We start from the raw sequence: 21,274 nt of genomic DNA on the forward strand, positions 1-21,274 counted from the left end.
CCATCTCTCAGCTAATCGCATGGAATTCGTGGGCACGCTTCGCTTTGCCCACCCTACGGCAGCGCGTTATGCCGCGAGATCCGCGACCACTGCATCCAGCACCGGAAAACCGCTGCTCGTCACGCGCAAGCGGCCCGTCGCATCCACCGTGATCGCGCCTTCCTCGCGCAGCAGCGCGATGCGCTTGGGATCGAGCGGGCGGCCGGAGAGGGCTTTGTAGCGCTCGGGGTCGATGCCTTCGGCGAGGCGCAGTCCCATCAGCAAAAATTCGTCGGCGCGCTCTTCGCTGTTGAGCAGATCGTCGGTGACGACACCATGGCCATTGGTCTCGACCCGCATCAGCCAGGCCTCGGGACGCTTCTCGGTGGCGGTGGCGTGCCTGACGCCGTCGATGTCGAGCCGGCCATGCGCGCCGGGGCCGATGCCGGCATATTCCTCGCCGCGCCAATAGACCAGATTGTGCCGGCACTCGGCGCCGCGCCGTGCGTGATTGGAGATCTCGTAGGCGGGCAGCCCGAGCTTGTCGCAGGTCTCCTGCGTGACGTCGTAAAGCGCGCGCGCCACCGCTTCGTCCGGCGTCTTCAATTTGCCGGCCTGGTGCAGGCCGAAGAACGGCGTGCCTTCCTCGATCGTCAATTGATAGAGCGACAGATGCTCGGCCGCTTCGTCGATGGCGAGACGCAGCTCATCGGCCCACATCGCCGGCGTCTGGTCGGGACGGGCGTAGATCAGATCGAACGAATAGCGATCGAACGAGCGGCGCGCTATGGCGACGGCATCGAGCGCCTCGCGCGCGCTGTGCAGGCGGCCCAGCGCTTTCAGCGAGGCATCGTCGAGCGCCTGCACGCCGAGCGAGACGCGGTTGACGCCGGCGGTGCGATAGCCGGCAAAGCGCGTGGCTTCGACGCTGGTCGGATTCGCCTCCAGCGTCACCTCGACATCGCCGGCGACGGTCCAGTGCTTGCCGATCGCATCGAGCACCGCGCCGACCGTTAAGGGCTGCATCAACGACGGTGTGCCGCCGCCGAGAAAGATCGAGGTGACCTCACGGCCGGGCGAGCGCTCGGCGGTGGCTGCGATCTCGCGCGCGAAGGCGGAGGCGAAGCGCGCCTCGTCGATCGCAGCGTGGCGGACATGGCTGTTGAAGTCGCAATACGGGCATTTCGACAGGCAGAACGGCCAGTGCACGTAGACGCCGAAGGCTTCCTTAGCGCGGCTCAAGGCAGATCTCCGCCAGTTTCACGAAGGCGCGGGCGCGATGCGATAGGCCAAGGCCGAGCGGCGGCAGGCCGTGCTTCTCGATGCTGTCCATCTCGCCGAAGGTGCGGCTGTGGCCGTCCGGCAGGAACATCGGGTCGTAGCCGAAGCCGGCGGTGCCGCGCGGCGGCCAGACCAGCGTGCCGTCGACGCGCGCCTCGACCTCTTCGAGATGATCGTCGGGCCAGGCGACGCAGAGCGCGGAGACGAAATGCGCTTTGCGCTTGTCCGGCGTGGTGGCGCCGCGCTCCTGCAACAGGCGCTCGATCTGCGCCATCGCCGCGGCGAAATCCTTGGAAGGTCCAGCCCAGCGCGCGGAGAAAATGCCCGGCGCGCCGTCGAGTGCGTCGACCACGATGCCGGAATCGTCGGCAAAGGCGGGAAGCTTGGTCGCCCGCGCTGCCGCGATCGCCTTGATCGCGGCATTGCTGCGGAAATCGTTGCCGGTCTCGTCGGGCTCGCCGAGGCCGAGCTCTCCGGCCGACACCGCCTCGATGCCGTACGGCGCGAGCAGCTCCTTCATCTCGGCGAGCTTGCCGGGATTATGGGTGGCGATGACCAGCTTTCCGGTGATTCGGCGGTGCATGGGCTTATTGACTACGCGACAGCCAGTTTCTGCAAGTCCACGAGACGCGCGATGCCCTTTTGCGCCAGGGCGATCAGCTTCAGGAACTCGTCCTGCGTGAACGGCTCGCGTTCCGCGGTGCCCTGCACCTCGATGATGCGGCCGTCGCCGGTCATGACGAAATTGGCGTCGGTCTGGGCTTCCGAATCCTCGGCATAGTCGAGATCGAGCACGGGCGTGCCGTTGTAGATGCCGCAGGAGATCGCAGCGACGTTGTCGCGCATCACATTGGCCTTGATCATGTTGCGCGCCTTCATCCAGTTGATGCAATCGGCGAGCGCGACCCAGGCGCCGGTGATCGAGGCCGTGCGCGTGCCGCCGTCGGCCTGGAGCACGTCGCAATCGACCGTGATCTGGCGCTCACCGAGCGCTTCGAGATCGACGATGGTGCGAAGCGAGCGGCCGATCAGGCGCTGGATCTCGACGGTGCGGCCACTTTGCTTGCCGGCGGAGGCCTCGCGGCGGGTGCGTTCGGAGGTCGCGCGCGGCAGCATGCCATATTCGGCGGTGACCCAGCCGCGGCCCTGGCCCTTCAGCCACGGCGGCAGGCGATCTTCCAGCGTGGCGGTGACCAACACATGGGTGTCGCCGAATTTCACCAGGCAGGAGCCTTCCGCATATTTGACCACGCCGCGCTCCAGCGTCACGGGGCGCAATTCGTCGGGCGCACGGCGGCTTGGCCGCATGGGAAATCCTCCAAAACTCGCAGGTTAGGGCTATTCGCGGTGCTTGTAGGTGGGGTGAGGGTATGCGGCAAGGGGAAAGGACAAGGCTTTTTCACCCCCGGTTCTCCACCCTGCAAACGCGACGCTTGTCAGAACCCTCCTGGATGGACAAATTATGAGCATCTGAGAGGAGTTACCGTCTGTGGCCCATCACGATCCGATCCATCTGATCGCGCCGCGCGCAGGCCTCGCCCAGCTCAACGAGCGTTCTCGCGACATCTTTCGTCAAATTGTCGAAAGTTACCTCGCGACCGGTGAGCCCGTGGGCTCGCGCAATATCTCGCGCCTCATCGCCATGCCGCTGTCGCCGGCCTCGGTCCGCAACGTCATGGCCGATCTGGAACAGCTCGGCCTGATCTACGCCCCGCACACCTCCGCCGGTCGGCTGCCGACGGAACTCGGCCTGCGGTTCTTCGTCGATGCCCTGATGCAGGTCGGCGACCTCAACGAGGCCGAGCGGCAGTCGATCCAGAGCCAGCTTGCCACCGTCGGCCAGGCGCAATCGGTCGAGGCGGCGCTGGACCAGGCGCTGACGCGGCTGTCGGGCCTGACCCGCGCCGCCGCGGTGGTGCTGACGCCGAAATCCAATGCGCGGCTGAAACACATCGAATTCGTCCGTCTGGAACCGGAAAAGGCGCTGGTGATCCTGGTCGGCGAGGACGGCCAGGTCGAAAACCGCGTGCTGTCGCTGCCCCCCGGAGTTCCCTCCTCGGCGATCACCGAGGCCGGCAATTTCCTCAATGCGCGCATCCGCGGCCGCACCCTGGCCGAGGCGCGGCTCGAGCTCGAGACGGCACTTGGAGAGGCCCGCGCCGAGCTCGATCAGCTCGCACAGAAGGTGATTTCCGCCGGCATCGCCAGCTGGTCCGGCGGCGAGAACGAGGATCGCCAGCTCATCGTCCGCGGCCACGCCAATCTGCTCGAAGACCTGCATGCGCTGGAGGATCTGGAACGGGTGCGCCTGCTGTTCGACGATCTCGAGACCAAGCGCGGCGTGATCGACCTGCTGGGGCGTGCCGAGACCGCTGAGGGCGTGCGTATCTTCATCGGTTCCGAGAACAAACTGTTTTCCTTGTCCGGCTCCTCTACGATCATCTCGCCCTATCGGGATGCCGCCGGCCATATTGTCGGTGTTTTGGGCGTGATCGGGCCAACCCGGCTGAATTATGCCCGCGTGATCCCGACCGTGGACTACGCGGCCCGCATCGTCAGCCGTCTTTTGGGAGGCTGATCGGCGTTTCCGCCGATCACGGGCGCTTGATTTTCGGCGCTCTAGGCACGATATCCGGGCCAACAATCCCTGGAAACGAGTTCGAGATTAGAGCCGATGACCGAGCAAGACCGGCAACCCGAAGACACGACTGCCGCGACCGGCGAGCCCGTGGTGTCAAAACCCTACATCATGCCCGACGATCCCGAGCCCGGCTCGGTCGAGCAGTTGCAGAAGGAAGCCGCCGAGGCGCGTGACCGCATGCTGCGGACGCTGGCCGAGATGGAGAATCTGCGCAAGCGTACCACCAAGGAGGTCGCCGACGCCCGCCTCTACGGCATCACCGGCTTTGCCCGCGACGTGCTCGACATCGCCGATAATCTTCAGCGCGCGCTCGATGCCGTTCCGGCCGAGGCCCGCGCCACGGCCGATCCCGGCCTGATCTCGCTGATCGAAGGCGTCGAGCTTACCGAGCGCTCGCTGCTCAACGCGCTGGAAAAGCACGGCGTGAAGAAGCTCGATCCGCAGGGCCAGAAGTTCGACCCGAACTTCCACCAGGCGATGTACGAAGTGCCCGATGCGTCGGTGCCGTCGGGCACCGTGGTGCAGATCATGCAGGCCGGCTACACCATCGGCGAGCGCGTGCTGCGCCCGGCCTTGGTCGGTGTCGCCAAGGGCGGCGCGAAGCCCGCGGCCGCGGCGAACAACAACGAGTCGAGCGGCGCGGCGAACTGATTTTTTTGCGTCATTCCGGGGCGGCTCGAAGAGCCAAACCCGGAATCTCGGGATTCTGAGGTGCGCAATGGCGCACCATAGTTCGATGCTTCGCATCGCCCCGGAATGACAGTCATCTAGCCCTGCGCGCTCGCGATATCCGCAGACTGAATCCGCTTCACGCCGGCCTTGGCCATATCGGCCCAGGCTTTTGCCAGCGAGCCCTGCGTGTCGATGCCGCGGCAGGCGTCTTCCACCACATAGACCTCGAAGCCAGCCTTGCGCGCGTCGAGCGCGGTCCAGGCGACGCAGAAATCCGTCGCGAGCCCTGCGACGAAGACGCGCTTGATCTTGCGTCCCCTCAGATAGCCGGCAAGTCCTGTCGAGGTCTTGCCGTCGGCTTCGAGGAAGGCCGAATAGCTGTCGACGTCCTTGTGAAAGCCCTTGCGGATGATGAGCTCGGCGTGCGGGATCGCAAGGTCCTTCGACAGCGAAGCGCCATCGGTGCCCTGCACGCAATGGTCGGGCCACAGCACCTGCTTGCCATAGGGAAGGTCGACGGTCTCGAACGGCTTCTTGCCGGAATGCACCGACGCAAACGAGATGTGGCCCGGCGTGTGCCAGTCCTGCGTCATCACCACATTCGCAAATGCTCTCGAGATCTTGTTGATGACGGGCACCACCTGCTCGCCCTCTTTCACCGCGAGGCTGCCGCCGGGCAGGAAGCAGTTCTGCACGTCGATCACGAGCAGCGCGGAGGCATCGTCCGGCTTGATCGATGCCGCTGCAAGGAGTGCGGTTGGAGCCAGCGTTGCAAGCGCCGTCGTCCCAAGCATTGCCAAGACTTGTCGCCGATCCAGCATCGTTCGCCTCCCCTTCGGATGAACTCAACGGAGACGAAGCCTAGTTCCGTTCGTGTACGAACAGAAGCCCGAAAATGCGGCCGGGTTTGATGAGGGGTTGGGCGTGCAGCCTCAACACCGCTGTCGTCCCGGACAAGCGCAGCGCAGATCCGGGACCCATACCCCCAGGGAGAAGTTTGGCGAAGACTCTTCGGGGGTACTGCGACCGACCGCAATCGCGAGATCACGCGGTATGGGTCCCGGCCCCCCGCGCGCAATTGCGCGCTAGGCCGGGACGACACCGAGTGTGTTGGAGCGCCTCTGGCCTACCCCTTCGGCTGGATGCCGTCGCGCACGGCGCGGAAGCGAGTGAAGGCGGCCAGCCACTGGTCGCGCGGGGCGCTGGCGATGATGCGCAGCGAGGCGCCTCCGCTCGAGAAGCGGATCCACTGCACCACGGTCACCGGGACCTTGTCCTTGCCGCTGATGCCGTCGATCCGGGTCTCGAAGCCTTGCTGGCCGTTGATGCGGATCGGCTCGGACATGGTGACGCGCGATTCGCGCACGCCGGGAATCTGCAGCGCCGCCTCCTGGGCGAAGCGGGCGCGGTCGTCGGCCTGCTGCGGCGTGGCGCCGATCAGGCCGAGGATCATGAACGGCTTCGACTCGTAACCGGTGCTCTCGTCGCCGTCCGCCAGGATGATGCTCGAGCCCGGCGCCAGAGTGCGGATGTCCTTGAATTCGGCGAGATCGGTGATCCTGAACGGCATCAGCGCGATCTGCTCCTCGGCCGAGACCTGCTTGCGGGTAGTGGCGGTCGCAAACATCTGCCGCACCGCCTCATCCGTGTAGATCTTGGTCGCATTCTCCGGGACCTGCACCGCGACGTAGCCGGAGAAGCCGGCGCCCGGCACGATCATCGAATAGCGCTTCACCGGGGTGTCGCCGGCCTTGCCGCTTTCGGTGGTGAAATAAGCGAGGCCCGCGGGCGTCTCGATCTTGTCCTGCTTGACGCCGCCAGCGCCGGCCGGATTGGAATTGAAGGCGCTCACGACCTCGCCATAGGCTGCCGGCGGCAGCTCGGTGATCAACACCTTGACGCTGCCATCCTCGCTCTCGAATCCCGGAAACGTTTTTGCCGTGCTGAGACCGACCAGCGGCACCATGCCGAGGCGCAAGCCGGGTGGAAACACGGCGTCGGCGGCGAAGGCCGGAAACGCGGAGGCGATCAGAAGGGCGAGCGCGGCGAGGGGGCGGATCAGCTTCATGGGCACTCTGATTGGTTCACATTGAGGCCGTTCGATGGTCGGCCACCGGGCCGCATTGTCGCGCGAAGCAGCTGTGGCGGCTGCCCGGCCGGTCCGCCTTTTACCGGGTTTGGGCTTGCGGCAACAGGGTGGGCGGGCTTGCGGTAGCGGGGGCTTGCTGAAGCCTGAACCTGTTAATAATTCCTCACCCGCAAGGGCGGTGAAGCCCGGATATCATCGTCCAAAACCCAATGTTTTCACGGCAGAAACGTAGCTTCGGTCCTTGCGGGCCCCTCCCCCCCTCCTATATGAGCCTCAATCATCGCAATATCGCGGATGTTTGATCTTAGGGGGTTTCGGTCGGGTGCCTTCTGGGCCCAGCCAACCTGCCGCAAAAACAAGGATATCAGGACCATGGGAAAGGTCATTGGGATCGACCTCGGCACCACGAATTCGTGCGTCGCCGTGATGGATGGCAAGAACGCCAAAGTCATCGAGAATTCCGAAGGCATGCGCACGACGCCTTCGATCGTCGCCGTGACGGACGACGGTGAGCGCCTCGTCGGCCAGCCGGCCAAGCGCCAGGCCGTCACCAATCCCGAGCGCACCTTCTTCGCAGTGAAGCGCCTCATCGGCCGCCGCTACGACGACCCGATGGTCGAGAAGGACAAGAAGCTCGTCCCCTACAAGATCGTGAAGGCTTCCAACGGCGACGCCTGGGTCGAGGCCGACGGCCAGACCTACTCGCCCTCGCAGGTCTCGGCGTTCATCTTGCAGAAGATGAAGGAGACCGCGGAAGCCCATCTCGGCCAGAAGGTCGATCAGGCCGTCATCACCGTTCCCGCCTACTTCAACGACGCCCAGCGCCAGGCGACCAAGGACGCCGGCAAGATCGCGGGCCTCGAAGTGCTGCGCATCATCAACGAGCCGACCGCGGCCGCGCTCGCCTATGGCCTCGACAAGACCAAGACCGGCACGATCGCGGTGTACGATCTCGGCGGCGGCACGTTCGATATCTCGATCCTCGAGATCGGCGACGGCGTGTTCGAGGTGAAGTCGACCAACGGCGACACCTTCCTCGGCGGCGAAGACTTCGACATGCGCCTGGTCGGCTATCTCGCCGACGAATTCCAGAAGGAGCAGGGCATCAACCTGCGCAACGACAAGCTCGCGTTGCAGCGCCTGAAGGAAGCCGCTGAAAAGGCCAAGATCGAGCTGTCCTCGACGACGCAGACCGAGATCAACCTGCCCTTCATCACCGCGGACCAGACCGGTCCGAAGCATCTGACGATGAAGCTCACCCGCGCCAAGTTCGAGGCGCTGGTCGACGACCTCGTCCAGAAGACCGTCGAGCCTTGCCGAAAGGCGCTGAAGGACGCCGGCGTCACCGCCGGTGAGATCGGCGAAGTGGTTCTGGTCGGCGGCATGTCGCGCATGCCGAAGGTCCAGGAAGTGGTGAAGCAGCTGTTCGGCAAGGAGCCGCACAAGGGCGTCAACCCGGACGAAGTCGTGGCGATCGGCGCTGCGATCCAGGCCGGCGTGCTCCAGGGCGACGTCAAGGACGTGCTGCTGCTCGACGTCACCCCGCTGTCGCTGGGCATCGAGACGCTGGGCGGCGTGTTCACCCGCATCATCGACCGCAACACCACGATCCCGACCAAGAAGAGCCAGGTATTCTCGACCGCCGAGGACAGCCAGAACGCGGTCACCATCCGCGTCTTCCAGGGCGAGCGTGAAATGGCGGCCGACAACAAGATGCTCGGCCAGTTCGACCTGATGGGCATTCCGCCGGCTCCGCGCGGCATGCCGCAGATCGAGGTGACCTTCGACATCGACGCCAACGGTATCGTCAACGTCTCGGCCAAGGACAAGGCCACCGGCAAGGAGCAGCAGATCCGCATCCAGGCCTCCGGCGGCCTGTCGGAAGCCGACATCGAGAAGATGGTCAAGGACGCCGAGGCCAATGCCGAGGCGGACAAGAAGCGCCGCGAGGCCGTGACCGCCAAGAACGAGGCGGATGGTCTGGTGCATTCGACCGAGAAGGCTTTGGCCGAGCACGGTTCGAAGGTCGGCGAGACCGAGCGCCGCGCCATCGAGGATGCCGTCGGCGACCTCAAGGAAGCGCTGAAGGGCGACGATGCCGAGGCGATCAAGGCCAAGACCCAGACGCTGGCCCAGGCTTCGATGAAGCTCGGCGAGGCCATGTACAAGCAGCAGGCCGAGGCCGACGCCAAGAAGGACGCGGCCAAGGACGACGTCGTCGACGCGGAATTCACCGAAGTCGACGACGACAAGAACAACAAGAAGTCCGCCTGAACCCCAAGAGGGTCATGATGCGGACGGCTTGGACCCCACACGCTCTACCGGCCTCCTCCTTCGCGGGGGAGGCCGTCGTGTCGGGACGGACGGGCGGGTCGCCCGTTACGATCGATCAATTCCCAGCCGTTATGCTGAACGCCGCCAAGCGACCCTCTGCCGCCGGGCAGAAGGCTGCCTATATCGTCGTGTGGCGACGTCGTTTCGCTCCGACTTGAATCGCGATTGGATAGACCGAGTCCCACATGTCCACGTCCACCAAGCGCTGCTATTACGAAACTCTCGAAGTCGAACGCGATGCCGACGAATCGGTCCTGAAATCGTCGTTCCGCAAGCTGGCGATGAAGTTCCACCCGGACCGCAATCCCGGGGACGACACCAGCGAAGTCAAGTTCAAGGAAATCAACGAGGCCTACGAGGTCCTCAAGGACAAGGACAAGCGCGCGGCCTATGACCGCTACGGCCATGCCGCCTTCGAGCAGGGCGGCGGTGGCGCCGGCTTCGGCGCGGGTTTCGCCTCTTCCTTCTCCGACATTTTCGAAGATCTGTTCGGCATGGCCGGGCAGCGCGGCCGCGGCGGCCGCGAGCGCGGCGCCGACCTGCGCTACAACATGGAAATCACGCTCGAGGAAGCCTTCGGCGGCAAGACCGCGCAGATCGAGATTCCGGTCTCGGTCACCTGCGAGGCCTGCTCGGGCATCGGCGCCAAGGCCGGAACCAAGCCGAAGACCTGTTCGAGCTGCGGCGGCGCCGGCCGCGTGCGGCAGTCACAGGGCTTCTTCACGCTGGAGCGGACCTGTCCGGGCTGCCAGGGCCGCGGCCAGATGATCGAGGATGCCTGCCCGTCGTGCTCGGGCCAGGGCCGCGTCACCCGCGAGCGGAATCTTTCGGTCAACATTCCCCCGGGCGTCGAGGACGGCACAAGGATCAGGCTCGCCGGCGAGGGCGAGGCAGGGGTTCGCGGCGGTCCGCCCGGCGACCTCTACATCTTCCTGTCGCTGGCCCAGCACCAGTTCTTCCAGCGCGACGGCGCCGATCTGCATTGCCGTGTGCCGATCTCGATGGTGACGGCCGCGCTCGGCGGCGAATTCGAGGTGCCGACCATCGAGAAGGGCAAGGCCAAGGTGAAGGTGCCGGCCGGGACCCAGTCCAACCGCCGGTTCCGCATTGCATCAAAAGGCATGCCGGTGCTGCGGTCGCGCCAGATGGGCGACATGTATGTTCAGGTCGTGGTCGAGACCCCGCAGAACCTCACCAAGAAGCAGCAGGAATTGCTGGCCGAGTTCGAAAAGCTGTCCTCCGGCAACACCCAGCCGGAATCCGAGGGCTTCTTCGCCAAGGTCAAGGATTTCTTCGGTAATCGGGCGAGTTGACCCGGCTTGACCATACCGCCTTCGGCCTATACGTCTTTATGACCATTTTCTGACACGCCGCGGTCCCGCGGTCCCGTCCGGTCCTGACATGCCATTGCCATCGTCCGCGCGTGCGTTGAAGAAGCCTCGTCTCGACGATGAGGTGCGCTTTCTCAGATCATGGATCGAAAAGCCCCTGCACATGGGCGCGGTGATGCCGTCGGGCAAGCTGCTGGCCCGGACCATGGCCCATTACGTCGATGTCGATTCGGACGCGCCTGTGGTCGAGCTCGGACCCGGCACCGGCGCCATCACCTCGGCCCTGATCGAGCGCGGCGTCGACCAGAAGCGTCTCGTCCTCGTCGAATACAATCCCGGCTTCTGCGCCCTGCTGCGCGACCGCTATCCGCAGGCCAAGGTGGTGCAGGGCGATGCCTATCGCCTGCGTGACACGCTCTGGAACGTCCTGAGCGCGCCGGCCTCCGCGGTCGTCTCCGGCCTGCCGCTGGTGACAAAGCCGATGCTGACGCGGCTGCGGCTGATCCGCGACGCCTTCACGGCGCTCGCGCCCGGCGCGCCCTTCGTCCAGTTCACCTATGCGGTCGTGCCGCCGATCCCGAAATCGCTGCCCGGCGTGTCCACAGAGGCTTCGGAACGGATCTGGATGAACCTTCCGCCCGCCCGCGTCTGGGTGTATCGCAAGCACTAATTCCGCCGGCTCGGTTCTTTGCGCGGCGGGCTCGTTTCGCCGAACGCATTGGATTGGATGTCAGCTCCCAAGATCCTTATCATTCCCGGCTCGCTGCGCACCGGCTCGCACAATGCGAAGCTGGCGGCGGTCGCCGCCTATGAGTTTGCCCGGGCCGGCGTGGACGTCACCCGCATCTCGCTCGCCGATTTTCCGCTGCCGATCTATGACGGCGATCTCCAGGCCAAGTCTGGGCTGCCGAAGCACGCGATCAACCTCAAGCGCATGATCGGCGCGCATCATGGCGTGCTGATCGTCTCGCCCGAATACAATGCCTCGGTGCCGCCGCTGCTCAAGAACGCAATCGACTGGGTCAGCCGCGTGCACGATCTGCACGAGGCGCGCGGCGATGTGTTTCGCAACCGCACCTTCGCGCTCGCCGGCGCCTCGCAGAGCCGGCTCGGCGCGGCCCGTGCCCTGCAGGCGCTGCGGCTGATCCTGACCTCCTGCCACGCCAATGTGATTGCCAGCCAGCTCACGCTTGCCTTTGCCGACCAGGCCTATGACGATATGGACAGGCTCAAGAACGAGGGCGATATCGCCGCGTTGAAGGAGTTGGTGGCGCAGTTGATCGACTTTTCCCAACGCATGATGTGAGGTGACATGACGCCAGCCGAGATCGCCCCCAAGGACCGCCTGATCGTCGCGCTCGATCTGCCCAGCGTCGATGCCGCGGAGGCGACGATCAATCGTCTCGGCGACAGCGTCAGCTTCTACAAGATCGGTTATCGGCTCGCTTATGCCGGCGGATTGCCGCTGGTCGGCAAGCTCGCCGACAAGGGCAAGAAGGTCTTTCTCGATCTCAAGCTGCACGACATCGGCAACACCGTGATGCAAGGCGTCGAAAGCATCACCAGGCTCGGCGCCACCTTCCTCACCGTGCACGCCTATCCGCAGACCATGAAGGGCGCAGTCGAAGGCCGCGGCAATTCCAGCCTGAAGATCCTCGCCGTCACGGTGCTGACATCCTACAACGAGGACGATCTGCATGCGGCCGGCTATCGGCTCGGCGTCTCCGAGCTGGTCGAGGCCCGCGCGCAGCAGGCGCAGGTGCTTGGCATCGACGGACTGGTGTCGTCGCCGGAGGAAGTTGGGGCCTTGCGCAAGATCGTCGGCCACCAGATGCATCTCGTCACCCCCGGCATCCGGCCGGTCGGTTCGGCGACCGGCGACCAGAAGCGCATCATGACGCCGGGCCGCGCGATCGCCGCCGGCGCCGATTATCTCGTCGTCGGACGGCCGGTCGTCGAAGCCGCCGATCCGAAGGCGATTGCGGAAGCCATCCAGGCCGAGATCGCGCAGGCGCTCTGAGCACGATCCGGAAAAGTGTGAAGCGGTTTTCCGATCAGATCATGCTCAAATGAAGATCAGCAACAACAGGGAGAAGAACAATGGCAAAAGGCTACTGGATCGGGCGCGTCGATGTGAGCAGTGACGAGGGCTACAAGCCCTACGCCGTCGCCAACGGCCCGATCTTCAAGAAGTGGGGTGGTCGCTTCGTCGTCCGCGCCGGAAAGTTCACCACCGTCGAAGGCGCCAGCCGCACCCGCAACGTCGTGATCGAATTCCCGGACTACGAGACCGCGATCGCCTGCTACAATTCGCCGGAATACCAGGCCAACATCAAGGTGCGCCAGCCGCACTCGGTCGCCGACCTCATCATCATCGAGGGCTATGACGGCCCGCAGCCGTCTGACGGCTGAGGCGTGCTGCTGGTCTTCCCCTGCGCGGGAGGGGCCGTCGCATTTGAACGTTCACGAGGGGTCGTCATGCCCGGGCTTGTCCCGGGCATCCACGTTCTTCCTGCGCGTGGCAAGGCGCGGATGGCCGGGACAAGCCCGGCCATGACGCTTTAGAGAGGGTCGCCCGTCTGCTCCCCCCTCGGTTGCCGGAACTGCGTCCCCCCGCTACAACGGCCATGAGAGGATCACACCATGTCCGACATGCGCCTGATTGTTGCTGGAGCCGGTGGCCGGATGGGCCGCGCGCTGGTGCGGGCGATTGCCGAGAGCAAAGGCGCGGTGCTGGCCGGCGCGCTCGAGGCGCCCGGCTCGGAGCTGCTCGGCAAGGATGCCGGTGTGCTCGCAGGACTGCCGGCCAACGACATCAAGCTCTCCGCTGACCTCTGGGCGATGTCGAAGGAGGCCGACGGCATCCTCGACTTCACCGTTCCGGCGGCGACCATCGCAAATGTCGCGATCGCGGCACAGCGCGGGATCGTGCATGTCGTCGGCACGACCGGATTGTCGGGCTCCGACAATGCCGTGATCAAGAGCGTCACCAACCGCGCCGTCGTGGTGCAATCAGGCAATATGAGCCTCGGCGTCAATCTGCTGGCCGCCGTGGTCAAGCGCGTCGCCAAGGCGCTCGACCAGAGTTTTGATATCGAGATCGTCGAGACCCATCACCGGATGAAGGTCGATGCGCCATCCGGCACCGCGCTGATGCTGGGGCAGGCCGCAGCCAGCGGCCGCGGCGTCACCCTCGATGACCATTCCGAGCGTGGCCGTGACGGCATCACCGGCGCGCGCAGGCCGGGCAATATCGGTTTCGCCTCGTTGCGCGGCGGCACCGTCGCCGGCGATCACAGCGTCACCTTCCTCGGCCCGTTCGAGCGCCTGACGCTGTCGCACCAGGCCGAGGATCGCATGCTGTTCGCCCATGGCGCGCTGAAGGCGGCGCTGTGGGCGCATGGCAAGAAGCCGGGCCACTACTCCATGGCCGACGTGCTCGGCCTCGCCGATATCTGATCGACGAGCATGATCCGGAAAAGTGTGGAGCGGTTTTCCGACAAGATCATGCTCAAACAAATAACCCGAACGGAAAGCAGTCAATGAGCGAACGTCTTCTCGTGCTCGTGCGCCACGGCCAGAGCGAATGGAATCTGAAGAACCTGTTCACGGGTTGGAAGGACCCTGACCTCACCGAGCTCGGGGTCAAGGAAGCCACGGAAGCCGGCCGCAAGTTGAAGGCGCAGGGCCTCGTGTTCGACGTCGCCTACACTTCGGTGCTCACCCGCGCGCAGCACACGCTCGACCTCATTCTCGGCGAGCTCGGCCAGGAGGGCCTGCCGACGACGAAGAACCTCGCGCTGAACGAGCGCGATTACGGCGATCTCTCCGGCCTCAACAAGGACGACGCGCGCAAGAAATGGGGTGAGGACCAGGTGCTGATCTGGCGCCGCTCCTACGACGTGCCGCCGCCCGGCGGCGAAAGCCTGAAGGACACCCTTGCACGTGCATTGCCGTACTACGTGCAGGAGATCCTGCCCGGCGTGCTCAACGGCAAGCGCACGCTGGTCGCCGCCCATGGCAATTCGCTGCGCGCGCTGATCATGGTGCTGGAAAAGCTCTCGCCCGAAGGCATTTTGAAGCGCGAGCTGGCGACGGGTGTGCCGATCATCTACCGGCTCAATGCCGATTCGACGGTGGCCTCGAAGCTCGATCTGGCGGGTTAGGCTTTCGCCGCAGGCGCGGTGCCGTAGGGTGGGTTAGATAGCGGCTGCGCGAGGCGCAGTCGCTGGCGTAACCCACCACTTCTGTCACCGTGAAAACCAAAGAGGTGGGTTACGCCTTCGGCTAACCCACCCTACGGCGTCTCGCCTACTGCACCCCCAGCTGCCCGGCTTCCCAGCCCAGCATCGCCTGCTTGCGGGTGATGCCCCAGTGATAGCCCGTCAGTGTGCCGCTCTTGCCGAGCGCGCGGTGGCAGGGCACGACGAACGAGACCGGGTTCTTGCCGACCGCCGCGCCGACGGCGCGCGAGGCCTTCGGGCTGTTGATGTTACAGGCGATGTCGGAATAGGACACCGCGCGGCCCATCGGGATTTTCAGCAGCGTCTCCCACACCCGCACCTCGAAATCGGTGCCGATCATCACCACGCGCAGCGGCTGGTCCGGCCGCCACAGTTTTGGATCGAAGATGCGCTGCGCCAGCGGCGCGGTGCCTTCGTGATCTTCGAAATAGGTCGCGTTCGGCCAGCGCCGGGTCATGTCAGCGAGCGCAACCTCCTCCTCGCCGTGATCGGCGAAGGCAAGTCCTGACAGGCCGCGGTCGGTCGCGATCACGATCGCGGTGCCGAACGGCGAGGGGTGAAAGCCGTAACGCAAGGTCAGGCCGGCGCCGCCGTTCTTCCATTCGCCCGGCGACATCGCTTCATGGGTCACGAAGAGATCGTGCAGCCGTCCCGGGCCTGACAGCCCGGAGTCGAGCGCGGCGTCGAGGATGCTCGCGGAGTCCCGCAGCAGACCCTTGGCGTGATCGAGCGTCAGCGCCTGCATGAAAGCCTTCGGTGTGATCGAGGCCCAGCGGCGGAACAGATGGTGCAGCTCATCCGGCGTGACCCCGGCCGCATCCGCCATCGCCTCGATGGTCGGCTGCGCGCGCCAGTTCTCCGAGATGAAGGCGATCGCCCGGCGCACCGAATCATAGTCGCGCAGCGCGGCGTTCTGGGTGCCCGGCCTGGCCAGGCGCTGGTCATGTATGGCGAGTGTCATCATGACTGGAAATGTAGGAGAGGGACGGGTGGGAAACCACCCGATTTCTGACTGCGCTCAGGTCACCGGATTGTAGGTCGGGCCGCGCCGGGCGGCGTTCAGGGCGCCGACCAAGGCATTGTAAAAGCTTGCTTTTTCCTCAGGTCCGAGAAAACCGGCAATGAGCAGCCGGCGGCCGCGGGAGATCAGATAGAGGTGCTCGATGCCGTATTCCTCGTCGACCTCCTGGTCGAGCCGGACCCAGAGCGGATTGAACGTCCATTCCGAGACCTGGCCGCGATGGCTGACGCGGCGCACCCGCAGCTCCGACGGCGTGACCACGATCTCTTCGCTGGCCCGCGCCGCGCGGAAATTGGCCTTGAAGGCCCACCAGATCACGAGCACGTCGAGGCCGAAGAAACCGAACACCGGCCAGGCACCCATCATCAGGAAGGCGAGGCCCGTGACGAAGCTGACCACGCTCAGGAACAGCATCACGGCGAGGAAGCCGGTGCGGTTCAGCGAGCGGTGCGGCGTCAGCAGCGCGGAGAAGATCTGCACCTCGCGCGGATCAGGATCGCTGCCCTCAATTTCGTTGCCTGTGCTCATCGTCCCTCAGTATATCCCGATCATGGCGAAAATCACCCGCAAGCCGGCTCCGCGCAAAGCGCCGGTGCCGAAGAAGAAGGCAAAGGCGATCGTCGCGAAGCCGAACGCGCCCGCCAAAAAGACGCTCAAGGCGATAAAGCGCTGGACGCCCGCCGAGGTCCACGAGGTCTTCAGCCGCTTCCGCAAAGCCAACCCGGAACCGAAAGGTGAGCTCGAGCACGTCAATCCGTTCACGCTGCTGGTCGCCGTGGTGCTGTCGGCGCAGGCAACCGACGCCGGCGTCAACAAGGCGACGCGCGCCTTGTTCGAATTCGCTGACACCCCGCAGAGGATGCTCGATCTCGGCGAGGAGCGCTTGCGCGAGTACATCAAGACCATCGGCCTCTACCGCACCAAGGCAAGGAACGTGATCGCGCTGTCCGCCAAGGTGCTCAGCGAGTTCGGCGGCGAGGTGCCGCGCACGCGCGCCGAGATCGAGTCGTTGCCCGGCGCCGGACGCAAGACCGCCAACGTCGTGCTCAACATGGCCTTCGGCGAGCACACCATGGCGGTCGACACGCATGTCTTCCGCGTCGGCAACCGCACGGGACTTGCGCCCGGCAAGACGCCGCTCGAAGTCGAGCTTGGTCTCGAAAAGGTGATCCCGGCCGAGTTCATGCTGCATGCCCATCATTGGCTGATCCTGCACGGCCGCTATACTTGCCTCGCACGCAAGCCGCGCTGCGAGGTCTGCCTGATCAACGATCTGTGCCGGTGGCCGGAGAAGACGATCTGAGCAACCGATGTCATTCCGGGGCGATGCGCAGCATCGAACTATGGTGCGCCATTGCGCACCTGAGAATCTCGAGATTCCGGGTCTGGTCCTTCGGACCATCCCGGAATGACGGCGGTGAGATTCGAGTTCAAGCGCAGCCGATTTTGGGGGGCATGTCGTGAGTCAACAGGAACAGGTCTCGTCGCCGCCATCGGCCGCCGCAGCACCAGCCTCACCGCCCAAGCCGACACAGCCTCCGGCGACCTCACTCTGGAGCCGGTTCGCGATCCCGCTGTTCGCCGTGATCGTCGCGCTCGGCTTCGTCGCGCTGGCGACGCTGCGTTTCGACGAATGGGTCGGCAATGCGGCGATCCAGACCACCAATGATGCCTATGTGCGCGCCGAGTTGACGCGGCTTTCCAGCCGTGTCTCGGGCGAAGTGCTGACCGTCGCCGTGACCGACTTCCAGCGCGTCAAGGCCGGTGATCTCCTGATCCAGATCGATCCCGCCGACTACGAGGCCCAGGTCGCGCAGTCCGAAGCTTCGGTCGCCGCCGCGCAAGCCACGCTCGACAATCTGGCCAACCAGATCGAGCTGCAATATGCGACGATCGCGCAGGCGCAGGCGGCGCGGCTCTCCGCGGAAGCCCTGGAGGTCGAGGCGCGGCAGGAGCAGGAGCGTCAGCAATCGCTGTCGCAGACCGAAGCCGGCACGCGGCAGCGGCTCGAGCAGGCGGTGGCTGCTTACGCCAAGGCGCAGGCCGACGTGCGCGCGAGCCGCGCCGTGATCGCAGCCCAGCAGCATCAGCTCGAAGTCCTGCAAGGCACCCGGAAGCAGCGCGCCGCCGATGTCGCCGCGGCCAAGGCAACGCTGGCGGGTGCGAAGCTCAAGCTCGGCTACACCAGGATATCGGCGCCGTTCGACGGCGTCGTCGGCGAGCGCCAGGTGCAGCCCGGCGACTACGTCAATATCGGCACCAACCTCATCAACGTGGTGCCGCTGCCGAAGGTCTATGTGATCGCGAACTACAAGGAGACCCAGCTGACGCACGTCGCGCCGGGCCAGCCGGTCGAGATCACCGTCGACAGTTTTCCGCGCGAGACGCTGCGCGGCACGGTCGAGCGCATCGCGCCGGCGACGGGGGCGCAAGTGGCGCTGCTGCCGCCCGATAACGCCACCGGCAATTTCACCAAGGTCGTGCAACGCATTCCGGTGCGGATCCAGCTCGATGATAACCAGCCGCTGCTGGCGCGGCTGGTGCCGGGCATGTCGGTCGTCACCCGCATCGACACCAAGGCCGGCAATGGCGGAAAATGACGATGCCGATCGCGGACCGCTGTCGCGCGGCGGCGTCGCGCCGCGGCCGCTGTTCGCCGTTGCGGCGGTGCTGCTCGGCTCCTTCCTCGCCAATTTCGACAGCCGCCTGACCACGGTCGGCCTGCCCGACCTGCGCGGCGCGTTCTCGCTCAGCTTCGACGAGGGCGCCTGGCTCTCGACCGCCGGCATCGGCTCGCAGATCTTCATCGCGCCGGCAGTGGCATGGCTCGCGACCGTGTTCGGGCTGCGGCGCGTGCTTGGCGTTCCGAGCCTGGTCTATGCCGTCATCTCGCTGATCGTTCCCTTCGTGCACGATTATCCAACGCTGCTCGCGCTCAGCGTCGTGCATGGCCTCCTGCTCGGCACCTTCGTGCCGGCGACGCTGATGATCGTGTTCCGCAATCTGCCGATCCGGTGGTGGCTGCCGGCGATCTCGATCTATTCGATCCGCGTCGGCTTTGCGCTCGATACCTCGAGCTCGCTGGTCGGCTTCTATGTCGACCATCTCGGCTGGCAATGGCTGTACTGGCAGAGCGTCGTGATCGCGCCGCTGATGGGGCTGATGGTCTATCTCGGCACACCGAACGAGCCCGTGAACCGCGCGCTGCTGCGCGAGGCGGATTGGGGCGGCATGCTGCTGCTCGGCGCAGGTGTCGCGATGATTTACGCCGGGCTCGATCAGGGCAACCGGCTGGACTGGCTGGGTTCGGGAACGGTGATGGCGCTGCTCGTCGGTGGCGCGGTGCTGTTCGCAGGCTTCCTCGTCAACGAGTCGCTGGTGCGGCAGCCCTGGGCGCATGTGAACGTCTTGTTCTCGCGCAATATCGGATTGGGGCTGGTGCTGATCCTGCTCTACACGCTGACCAGCCTGTCCAACGCCTCGCTGGTGCCGAATTTCCTCGCTGCCATCGCCCTGCTCAGGCCCGAGCAGAGCGGCGTGCTGCTGCTCACCTATGGCGCGCTCCCGATGTTCGTGCTGGTGCCGCTCTCGATCTGGCTGCTGCGGCATTTCGATACGCGCACCGTGATTGTCGTGGGTTTCGCCTGCTTCGCCGCCGCCAATCTCTGGGGCACGCAGCTCACCCATGACTGGGCGCGCGAGGACTTTGTCGGCATCGTGCTGCTCCAGGCGATCGGGCAGTCGCTGACCTTGCTGCCGCTGATCATCACGCTGCTGTCGAACTCCGACCCGAGCCGCGCGACGTCGTTCGCCGCCTATATCCAGATCATGCGGCTCGGCGGCGCCGAGATCGGCGTGGCGCTGATGGGGACATGGCTGCGCGTGCGCGAGCAAGTCCACTCCTTCTATCTCGGCCAAAACCTCGGCGTCGGCGATGTCGACGTGGTGCGGATGCTGAAGCAGCTTGCCGATCACTTCGCTGCCCACGGCGCCGGACTGGCACAGCCGCGCGCGATCGGCACGCTGGCGGGCATCGTGCAGCGCGAGGCCAATGTGCTCGCCTATATCGACGGCTTCTGGCTGTGTTTCTGGCTCGCGATAGCCGCGCTCGGTGTCCTCGCACTGATCACCCGTGCGCCGGCCGGCCCGTTCACGCCGGCGCCATTCGGCTTCGCCAAGACGGTGCTGCGCAAGTGCGGCGTGCAGGTGACGTAGAACGCGTTACCGCATCTGCCGCGCCGGCTCGATCAGCTCGGGCCGCGGGCCCGACAGCCGCTTGTGCATGTGGACCATGAAGGCCATGCCGAAGATCGGCGTCGCCAGGTTCACGATCGGGATCGAGACAAAGGCGGCGATGAAGAGGCCGGCGGTGAAGATGGTGGCGGCATTGTCGCGCCGCATCGCCTTGGCCTCTTCCGGCGAGCGGAAGCGCATCGCGGCGAGCTCGAAATATTCGCGGCCGAGCAGCCAGGCGGCGGCGACGAAGAAGATCAGGAAGCCTGCCCCGGCGAAAAGCACCAGCGGCAACGCGATCAGATAGACCAGGATGGTCAGGAGCGCGGTCTTGATGCCCTCGAAGATCGCCTGGCTGAACGGCAGCGCGAGGCCCGGCTGCTCGGCGGGATAATGCTCGCGCTCGACGATGTCGGCGACGTCGTCGACGAACAGGCTCGCCACCAGCGAGGTGATCGCGGGCATCAGGAAGACGCCGCCGAACACGACGCCAAGGCCCGCCGCGATCGAGACGATCCAGGACAAGACCTCGAGCGAGGTGTGCCAGCCCGGCCCGAGCAGGCCTTCCAGCCAGACCTCACCGGAGGTCGCAAACCAGCTCAGCAGCCGCTGCAGCCCGATCGCCAGCACGGTGATCAGCACGAGCGCAAGCCCGACTGATCGCCACAGGATCGAGCGCATCGGCGGCGAGATCATTTGCGACAGCGCCTTGATGGCGGCATCCAGCATGGGGGACCCTCTGAGGTAATCACCCTGCGAGAGGTAGACACCCAATGCGGCTTCGGCAAGGGAGGGCGGTTGCCCAAGGCACGACCGTGTCCCGGACGCAGTGCGGCATGCAATGGCGCGCTGCTGAGCCGGGACCCAGGAGCTTGCGGCGAGATGGGCCCCAGCTCAGCGGCGCACCGCTGAAGAAGCGCTGCGCCGCGTCCGGGGCACGCAAACTCGCTCCTACCCATGCCGGTGCCCGTGCTTCCGCGCCTTCCCCTGCTTGCCTTCGCCCGTCGGGATCATCACCACGCGGCCGTAGCGCACGCCGCGTTCGGCGATGATGTGGTCGGCGAAATGCCTGACTTCGGCGGCATCGCCGCGCAGCGCCGTCATCTCCATGCAATTGTTGTCGTCGAGATGGACGTGCAGCGTCGCCAGCGCGAGGTCGTGATGGCCGTGGAATTCCTGCACCAGGCGTTTTGACAGATCGCGGGCGGCGTGGTCGTAGACATAGACGAGACCGGCCACGCATTGGCCGGTCTGCGCGGTGTCCTCGGTGCTCTGCTGCAGTCCGGCGCGGGCGAGATCGCGGATGATCTCGGAGCGGTTCTGGTAGCCGCGGGCTTCCGCCGCCGCGTCGATCTCGGCCAGCAGATCGTCCTCGATCGTGATGGTAATTCGCTGCATCAGGTCCTCTCCGCGCGTACCCGCTGAATGGACCTGTCTTACACGGATTTC

Annotated in this window: 22 protein-coding genes; 13 read left to right on the forward strand and 9 right to left on the reverse strand. The window is 65.4% G+C overall.

What is annotated here, in order from left to right; genetic code table 11:
* Window positions 1-66: 66 nt before the first annotated feature.
* Genes hemW through rph form a run of 3 tightly spaced genes read right to left on the reverse strand, consistent with a single transcriptional unit; the run spans window position 67 to window position 2,568 of the window.
* The gene (hemW, locus tag XI04_RS29135; RefSeq protein ID WP_271610576.1) at window positions 67-1,221 is read right to left on the reverse strand and encodes a radical SAM family heme chaperone HemW; all 1,155 of its coding nucleotides are present in this window, start codon (window positions 1,219-1,221) and stop codon (window positions 67-69) included.
* A complete protein-coding gene (gene rdgB / locus XI04_RS29140) occupies window positions 1,208-1,843 on the reverse strand; it encodes an RdgB/HAM1 family non-canonical purine NTP pyrophosphatase (protein ID WP_028139406.1) in 636 nt (211 codons plus the stop codon). The genes hemW and rdgB overlap by 14 nt, the downstream gene beginning before the upstream one ends.
* A gap of 11 nt (window positions 1,844-1,854) precedes the next feature.
* On the reverse strand, window positions 1,855-2,568 hold the full coding sequence (gene rph, locus XI04_RS29145; RefSeq protein WP_018323503.1) for a ribonuclease PH: 714 nt from the start codon (window positions 2,566-2,568) through the stop codon (window positions 1,855-1,857).
* Between the two features lie 181 nt (window positions 2,569-2,749).
* On the opposite strand from rph, the gene hrcA reads away from it, so the two are divergent.
* Both hrcA and grpE read left to right on the forward strand, forming a co-directional pair.
* Window positions 2,750-3,838 carry a heat-inducible transcriptional repressor HrcA gene (gene hrcA, locus XI04_RS29150; protein ID WP_028139407.1) on the forward strand — a complete coding sequence of 363 codons (1,089 nt, stop codon included), beginning with the start codon at window positions 2,750-2,752 and terminating at the stop codon, window positions 3,836-3,838.
* A gap of 96 nt (window positions 3,839-3,934) precedes the next feature.
* Window positions 3,935-4,552 (forward strand): nucleotide exchange factor GrpE, encoded by a 618-nt coding sequence (gene grpE, locus XI04_RS29155; protein WP_038948645.1) that lies wholly within the window; start codon window positions 3,935-3,937, stop codon window positions 4,550-4,552.
* Between the two features lie 116 nt (window positions 4,553-4,668).
* On the opposite strand, the gene pncA is transcribed toward grpE, so the two are convergent.
* Together pncA and XI04_RS29165 are read right to left on the reverse strand one after the other, a co-directional pair.
* The gene (gene pncA, locus XI04_RS29160) at window positions 4,669-5,394 is read right to left on the reverse strand and encodes a bifunctional nicotinamidase/pyrazinamidase (protein WP_028139409.1); all 726 of its coding nucleotides are present in this window, start codon (window positions 5,392-5,394) and stop codon (window positions 4,669-4,671) included.
* A 305-nt stretch (window positions 5,395-5,699) separates the two neighbouring features.
* Complete coding sequence (locus tag XI04_RS29165; protein ID WP_028139410.1) at window positions 5,700-6,641, reverse strand: hypothetical protein; 942 nt, start codon at window positions 6,639-6,641, stop codon at window positions 5,700-5,702.
* Window positions 6,642-7,034: 393 nt separating this feature from the next.
* Here XI04_RS29165 and dnaK point away from each other — a divergent pair, with 393 nt between their 5' ends.
* From dnaK to XI04_RS29205, 8 genes are all read left to right on the forward strand, one after another.
* A complete protein-coding gene (gene dnaK, locus XI04_RS29170) occupies window positions 7,035-8,936 on the forward strand; it encodes a molecular chaperone DnaK (protein ID WP_028139411.1) in 1,902 nt (633 codons plus the stop codon).
* Window positions 8,937-9,181: 245 nt separating this feature from the next.
* Window positions 9,182-10,309 (forward strand): molecular chaperone DnaJ, encoded by a 1,128-nt coding sequence (gene dnaJ / locus XI04_RS29175; protein ID WP_028139412.1) that lies wholly within the window; start codon window positions 9,182-9,184, stop codon window positions 10,307-10,309.
* An 88-nt stretch (window positions 10,310-10,397) separates the two neighbouring features.
* Window positions 10,398-10,997, forward strand: a complete 600-nt coding sequence (locus XI04_RS29180) for a class I SAM-dependent methyltransferase (protein WP_038948644.1) — start codon at window positions 10,398-10,400, stop codon at window positions 10,995-10,997.
* 57 nt (window positions 10,998-11,054) lie between these two features.
* A complete protein-coding gene (locus XI04_RS29185; RefSeq protein ID WP_271610575.1) occupies window positions 11,055-11,633 on the forward strand; it encodes an NADPH-dependent FMN reductase in 579 nt (192 codons plus the stop codon).
* Between the two features lie 6 nt (window positions 11,634-11,639).
* Window positions 11,640-12,347, forward strand: coding sequence for an orotidine-5'-phosphate decarboxylase (gene pyrF, locus XI04_RS29190; RefSeq protein WP_028139415.1), 708 nt, complete (start codon window positions 11,640-11,642; stop codon window positions 12,345-12,347).
* 80 nt (window positions 12,348-12,427) lie between these two features.
* The gene (locus tag XI04_RS29195) at window positions 12,428-12,739 is read left to right on the forward strand and encodes a DUF1330 domain-containing protein (RefSeq protein ID WP_027566211.1); all 312 of its coding nucleotides are present in this window, start codon (window positions 12,428-12,430) and stop codon (window positions 12,737-12,739) included.
* Window positions 12,740-12,970: 231 nt separating this feature from the next.
* The gene (gene dapB, locus XI04_RS29200; RefSeq protein WP_028139416.1) at window positions 12,971-13,786 is read left to right on the forward strand and encodes a 4-hydroxy-tetrahydrodipicolinate reductase; all 816 of its coding nucleotides are present in this window, start codon (window positions 12,971-12,973) and stop codon (window positions 13,784-13,786) included.
* Window positions 13,787-13,869: 83 nt separating this feature from the next.
* On the forward strand, window positions 13,870-14,493 hold the full coding sequence (locus tag XI04_RS29205; RefSeq protein ID WP_028139417.1) for a 2,3-bisphosphoglycerate-dependent phosphoglycerate mutase: 624 nt from the start codon (window positions 13,870-13,872) through the stop codon (window positions 14,491-14,493).
* Window positions 14,494-14,638: 145 nt separating this feature from the next.
* On the opposite strand, the gene XI04_RS29210 is transcribed toward XI04_RS29205, so the two are convergent.
* Window positions 14,639-15,535 carry a methylated-DNA--[protein]-cysteine S-methyltransferase gene (locus XI04_RS29210; protein WP_038948642.1) on the reverse strand — a complete coding sequence of 299 codons (897 nt, stop codon included), beginning with the start codon at window positions 15,533-15,535 and terminating at the stop codon, window positions 14,639-14,641.
* A gap of 54 nt (window positions 15,536-15,589) precedes the next feature.
* Window positions 15,590-16,120: a DUF2244 domain-containing protein gene (locus XI04_RS29215; protein WP_271610574.1), complete on the reverse strand. Its 531-nt coding sequence runs from the start codon at window positions 16,118-16,120 to the stop codon at window positions 15,590-15,592.
* Window positions 16,121-16,142: 22 nt separating this feature from the next.
* On the opposite strand from XI04_RS29215, the gene nth reads away from it, so the two are divergent.
* The 3 genes from nth to XI04_RS29230 all read left to right on the forward strand — a co-directional run bounded on the left by nth (window position 16,143) and on the right by XI04_RS29230 (window position 19,807).
* On the forward strand, window positions 16,143-16,895 hold the full coding sequence (nth, locus tag XI04_RS29220) for an endonuclease III (protein WP_271610573.1): 753 nt from the start codon (window positions 16,143-16,145) through the stop codon (window positions 16,893-16,895).
* Between the two features lie 157 nt (window positions 16,896-17,052).
* Window positions 17,053-18,192, forward strand: coding sequence for an HlyD family secretion protein (locus tag XI04_RS29225; RefSeq protein WP_271610572.1), 1,140 nt, complete (start codon window positions 17,053-17,055; stop codon window positions 18,190-18,192).
* A complete protein-coding gene (locus XI04_RS29230) occupies window positions 18,179-19,807 on the forward strand; it encodes an MFS transporter (protein WP_271610571.1) in 1,629 nt (542 codons plus the stop codon). The genes XI04_RS29225 and XI04_RS29230 overlap by 14 nt, the downstream gene beginning before the upstream one ends.
* 6 nt (window positions 19,808-19,813) lie before the next feature.
* Here the strand turns inward: XI04_RS29230 and XI04_RS29235 are convergent, their stop codons facing one another.
* Together XI04_RS29235 and nikR are read right to left on the reverse strand one after the other, a co-directional pair.
* Window positions 19,814-20,554 carry a sulfate transporter family protein gene (locus tag XI04_RS29235; protein ID WP_104466041.1) on the reverse strand — a complete coding sequence of 247 codons (741 nt, stop codon included), beginning with the start codon at window positions 20,552-20,554 and terminating at the stop codon, window positions 19,814-19,816.
* A gap of 222 nt (window positions 20,555-20,776) precedes the next feature.
* On the reverse strand, window positions 20,777-21,223 hold the full coding sequence (gene nikR / locus XI04_RS29240) for a nickel-responsive transcriptional regulator NikR (protein WP_097668245.1): 447 nt from the start codon (window positions 21,221-21,223) through the stop codon (window positions 20,777-20,779).
* Between the last annotated feature and the right edge of the window lie 51 nt (window positions 21,224-21,274).

This window comes from Bradyrhizobium sp. CCBAU 11430 (assembly GCF_028128855.1).
In the GTDB taxonomy this organism is placed as follows: Bacteria; Pseudomonadota; Alphaproteobacteria; order Rhizobiales; family Xanthobacteraceae; genus Bradyrhizobium; species Bradyrhizobium ottawaense.

Excerpts from the sequence above, each read along its gene's own strand:
- rdgB (WP_028139406.1), bottom strand. The coding sequence starts at position 1,843 with ATGCACCGCCGAATCACCGGAAAGCTGGTCATCGCCACCCATAATCCC.
- rph (WP_018323503.1), bottom strand. The coding sequence starts at position 2,568 with ATGCGGCCAAGCCGCCGTGCGCCCGACGAATTGCGCCCCGTGACGCTG.
- grpE (WP_038948645.1), top strand. The coding sequence starts at position 3,935 with ATGACCGAGCAAGACCGGCAACCCGAAGACACGACTGCCGCGACCGGC.
- pncA (WP_028139409.1), bottom strand. The coding sequence starts at position 5,394 with ATGCTGGATCGGCGACAAGTCTTGGCAATGCTTGGGACGACGGCGCTT.
- XI04_RS29165 (WP_028139410.1), bottom strand. The coding sequence starts at position 6,641 with ATGAAGCTGATCCGCCCCCTCGCCGCGCTCGCCCTTCTGATCGCCTCC.
- dnaK (WP_028139411.1), top strand. The coding sequence starts at position 7,035 with ATGGGAAAGGTCATTGGGATCGACCTCGGCACCACGAATTCGTGCGTC.
- dnaJ (WP_028139412.1), top strand. The coding sequence starts at position 9,182 with ATGTCCACGTCCACCAAGCGCTGCTATTACGAAACTCTCGAAGTCGAA.
- XI04_RS29180 (WP_038948644.1), top strand. The coding sequence starts at position 10,398 with ATGCCATTGCCATCGTCCGCGCGTGCGTTGAAGAAGCCTCGTCTCGAC.
- XI04_RS29185 (WP_271610575.1), top strand. The coding sequence starts at position 11,055 with ATGTCAGCTCCCAAGATCCTTATCATTCCCGGCTCGCTGCGCACCGGC.
- pyrF (WP_028139415.1), top strand. The coding sequence starts at position 11,640 with ATGACGCCAGCCGAGATCGCCCCCAAGGACCGCCTGATCGTCGCGCTC.
- XI04_RS29195 (WP_027566211.1), top strand. The coding sequence starts at position 12,428 with ATGGCAAAAGGCTACTGGATCGGGCGCGTCGATGTGAGCAGTGACGAG.
- dapB (WP_028139416.1), top strand. The coding sequence starts at position 12,971 with ATGTCCGACATGCGCCTGATTGTTGCTGGAGCCGGTGGCCGGATGGGC.
- XI04_RS29205 (WP_028139417.1), top strand. The coding sequence starts at position 13,870 with ATGAGCGAACGTCTTCTCGTGCTCGTGCGCCACGGCCAGAGCGAATGG.
- XI04_RS29210 (WP_038948642.1), bottom strand. The coding sequence starts at position 15,535 with ATGATGACACTCGCCATACATGACCAGCGCCTGGCCAGGCCGGGCACC.
- XI04_RS29215 (WP_271610574.1), bottom strand. The coding sequence starts at position 16,120 with ATGAGCACAGGCAACGAAATTGAGGGCAGCGATCCTGATCCGCGCGAG.
- nth (WP_271610573.1), top strand. The coding sequence starts at position 16,143 with ATGGCGAAAATCACCCGCAAGCCGGCTCCGCGCAAAGCGCCGGTGCCG.
- XI04_RS29230 (WP_271610571.1), top strand. The coding sequence starts at position 18,179 with ATGGCGGAAAATGACGATGCCGATCGCGGACCGCTGTCGCGCGGCGGC.
- XI04_RS29235 (WP_104466041.1), bottom strand. The coding sequence starts at position 20,554 with ATGCTGGATGCCGCCATCAAGGCGCTGTCGCAAATGATCTCGCCGCCG.
- nikR (WP_097668245.1), bottom strand. The coding sequence starts at position 21,223 with ATGCAGCGAATTACCATCACGATCGAGGACGATCTGCTGGCCGAGATC.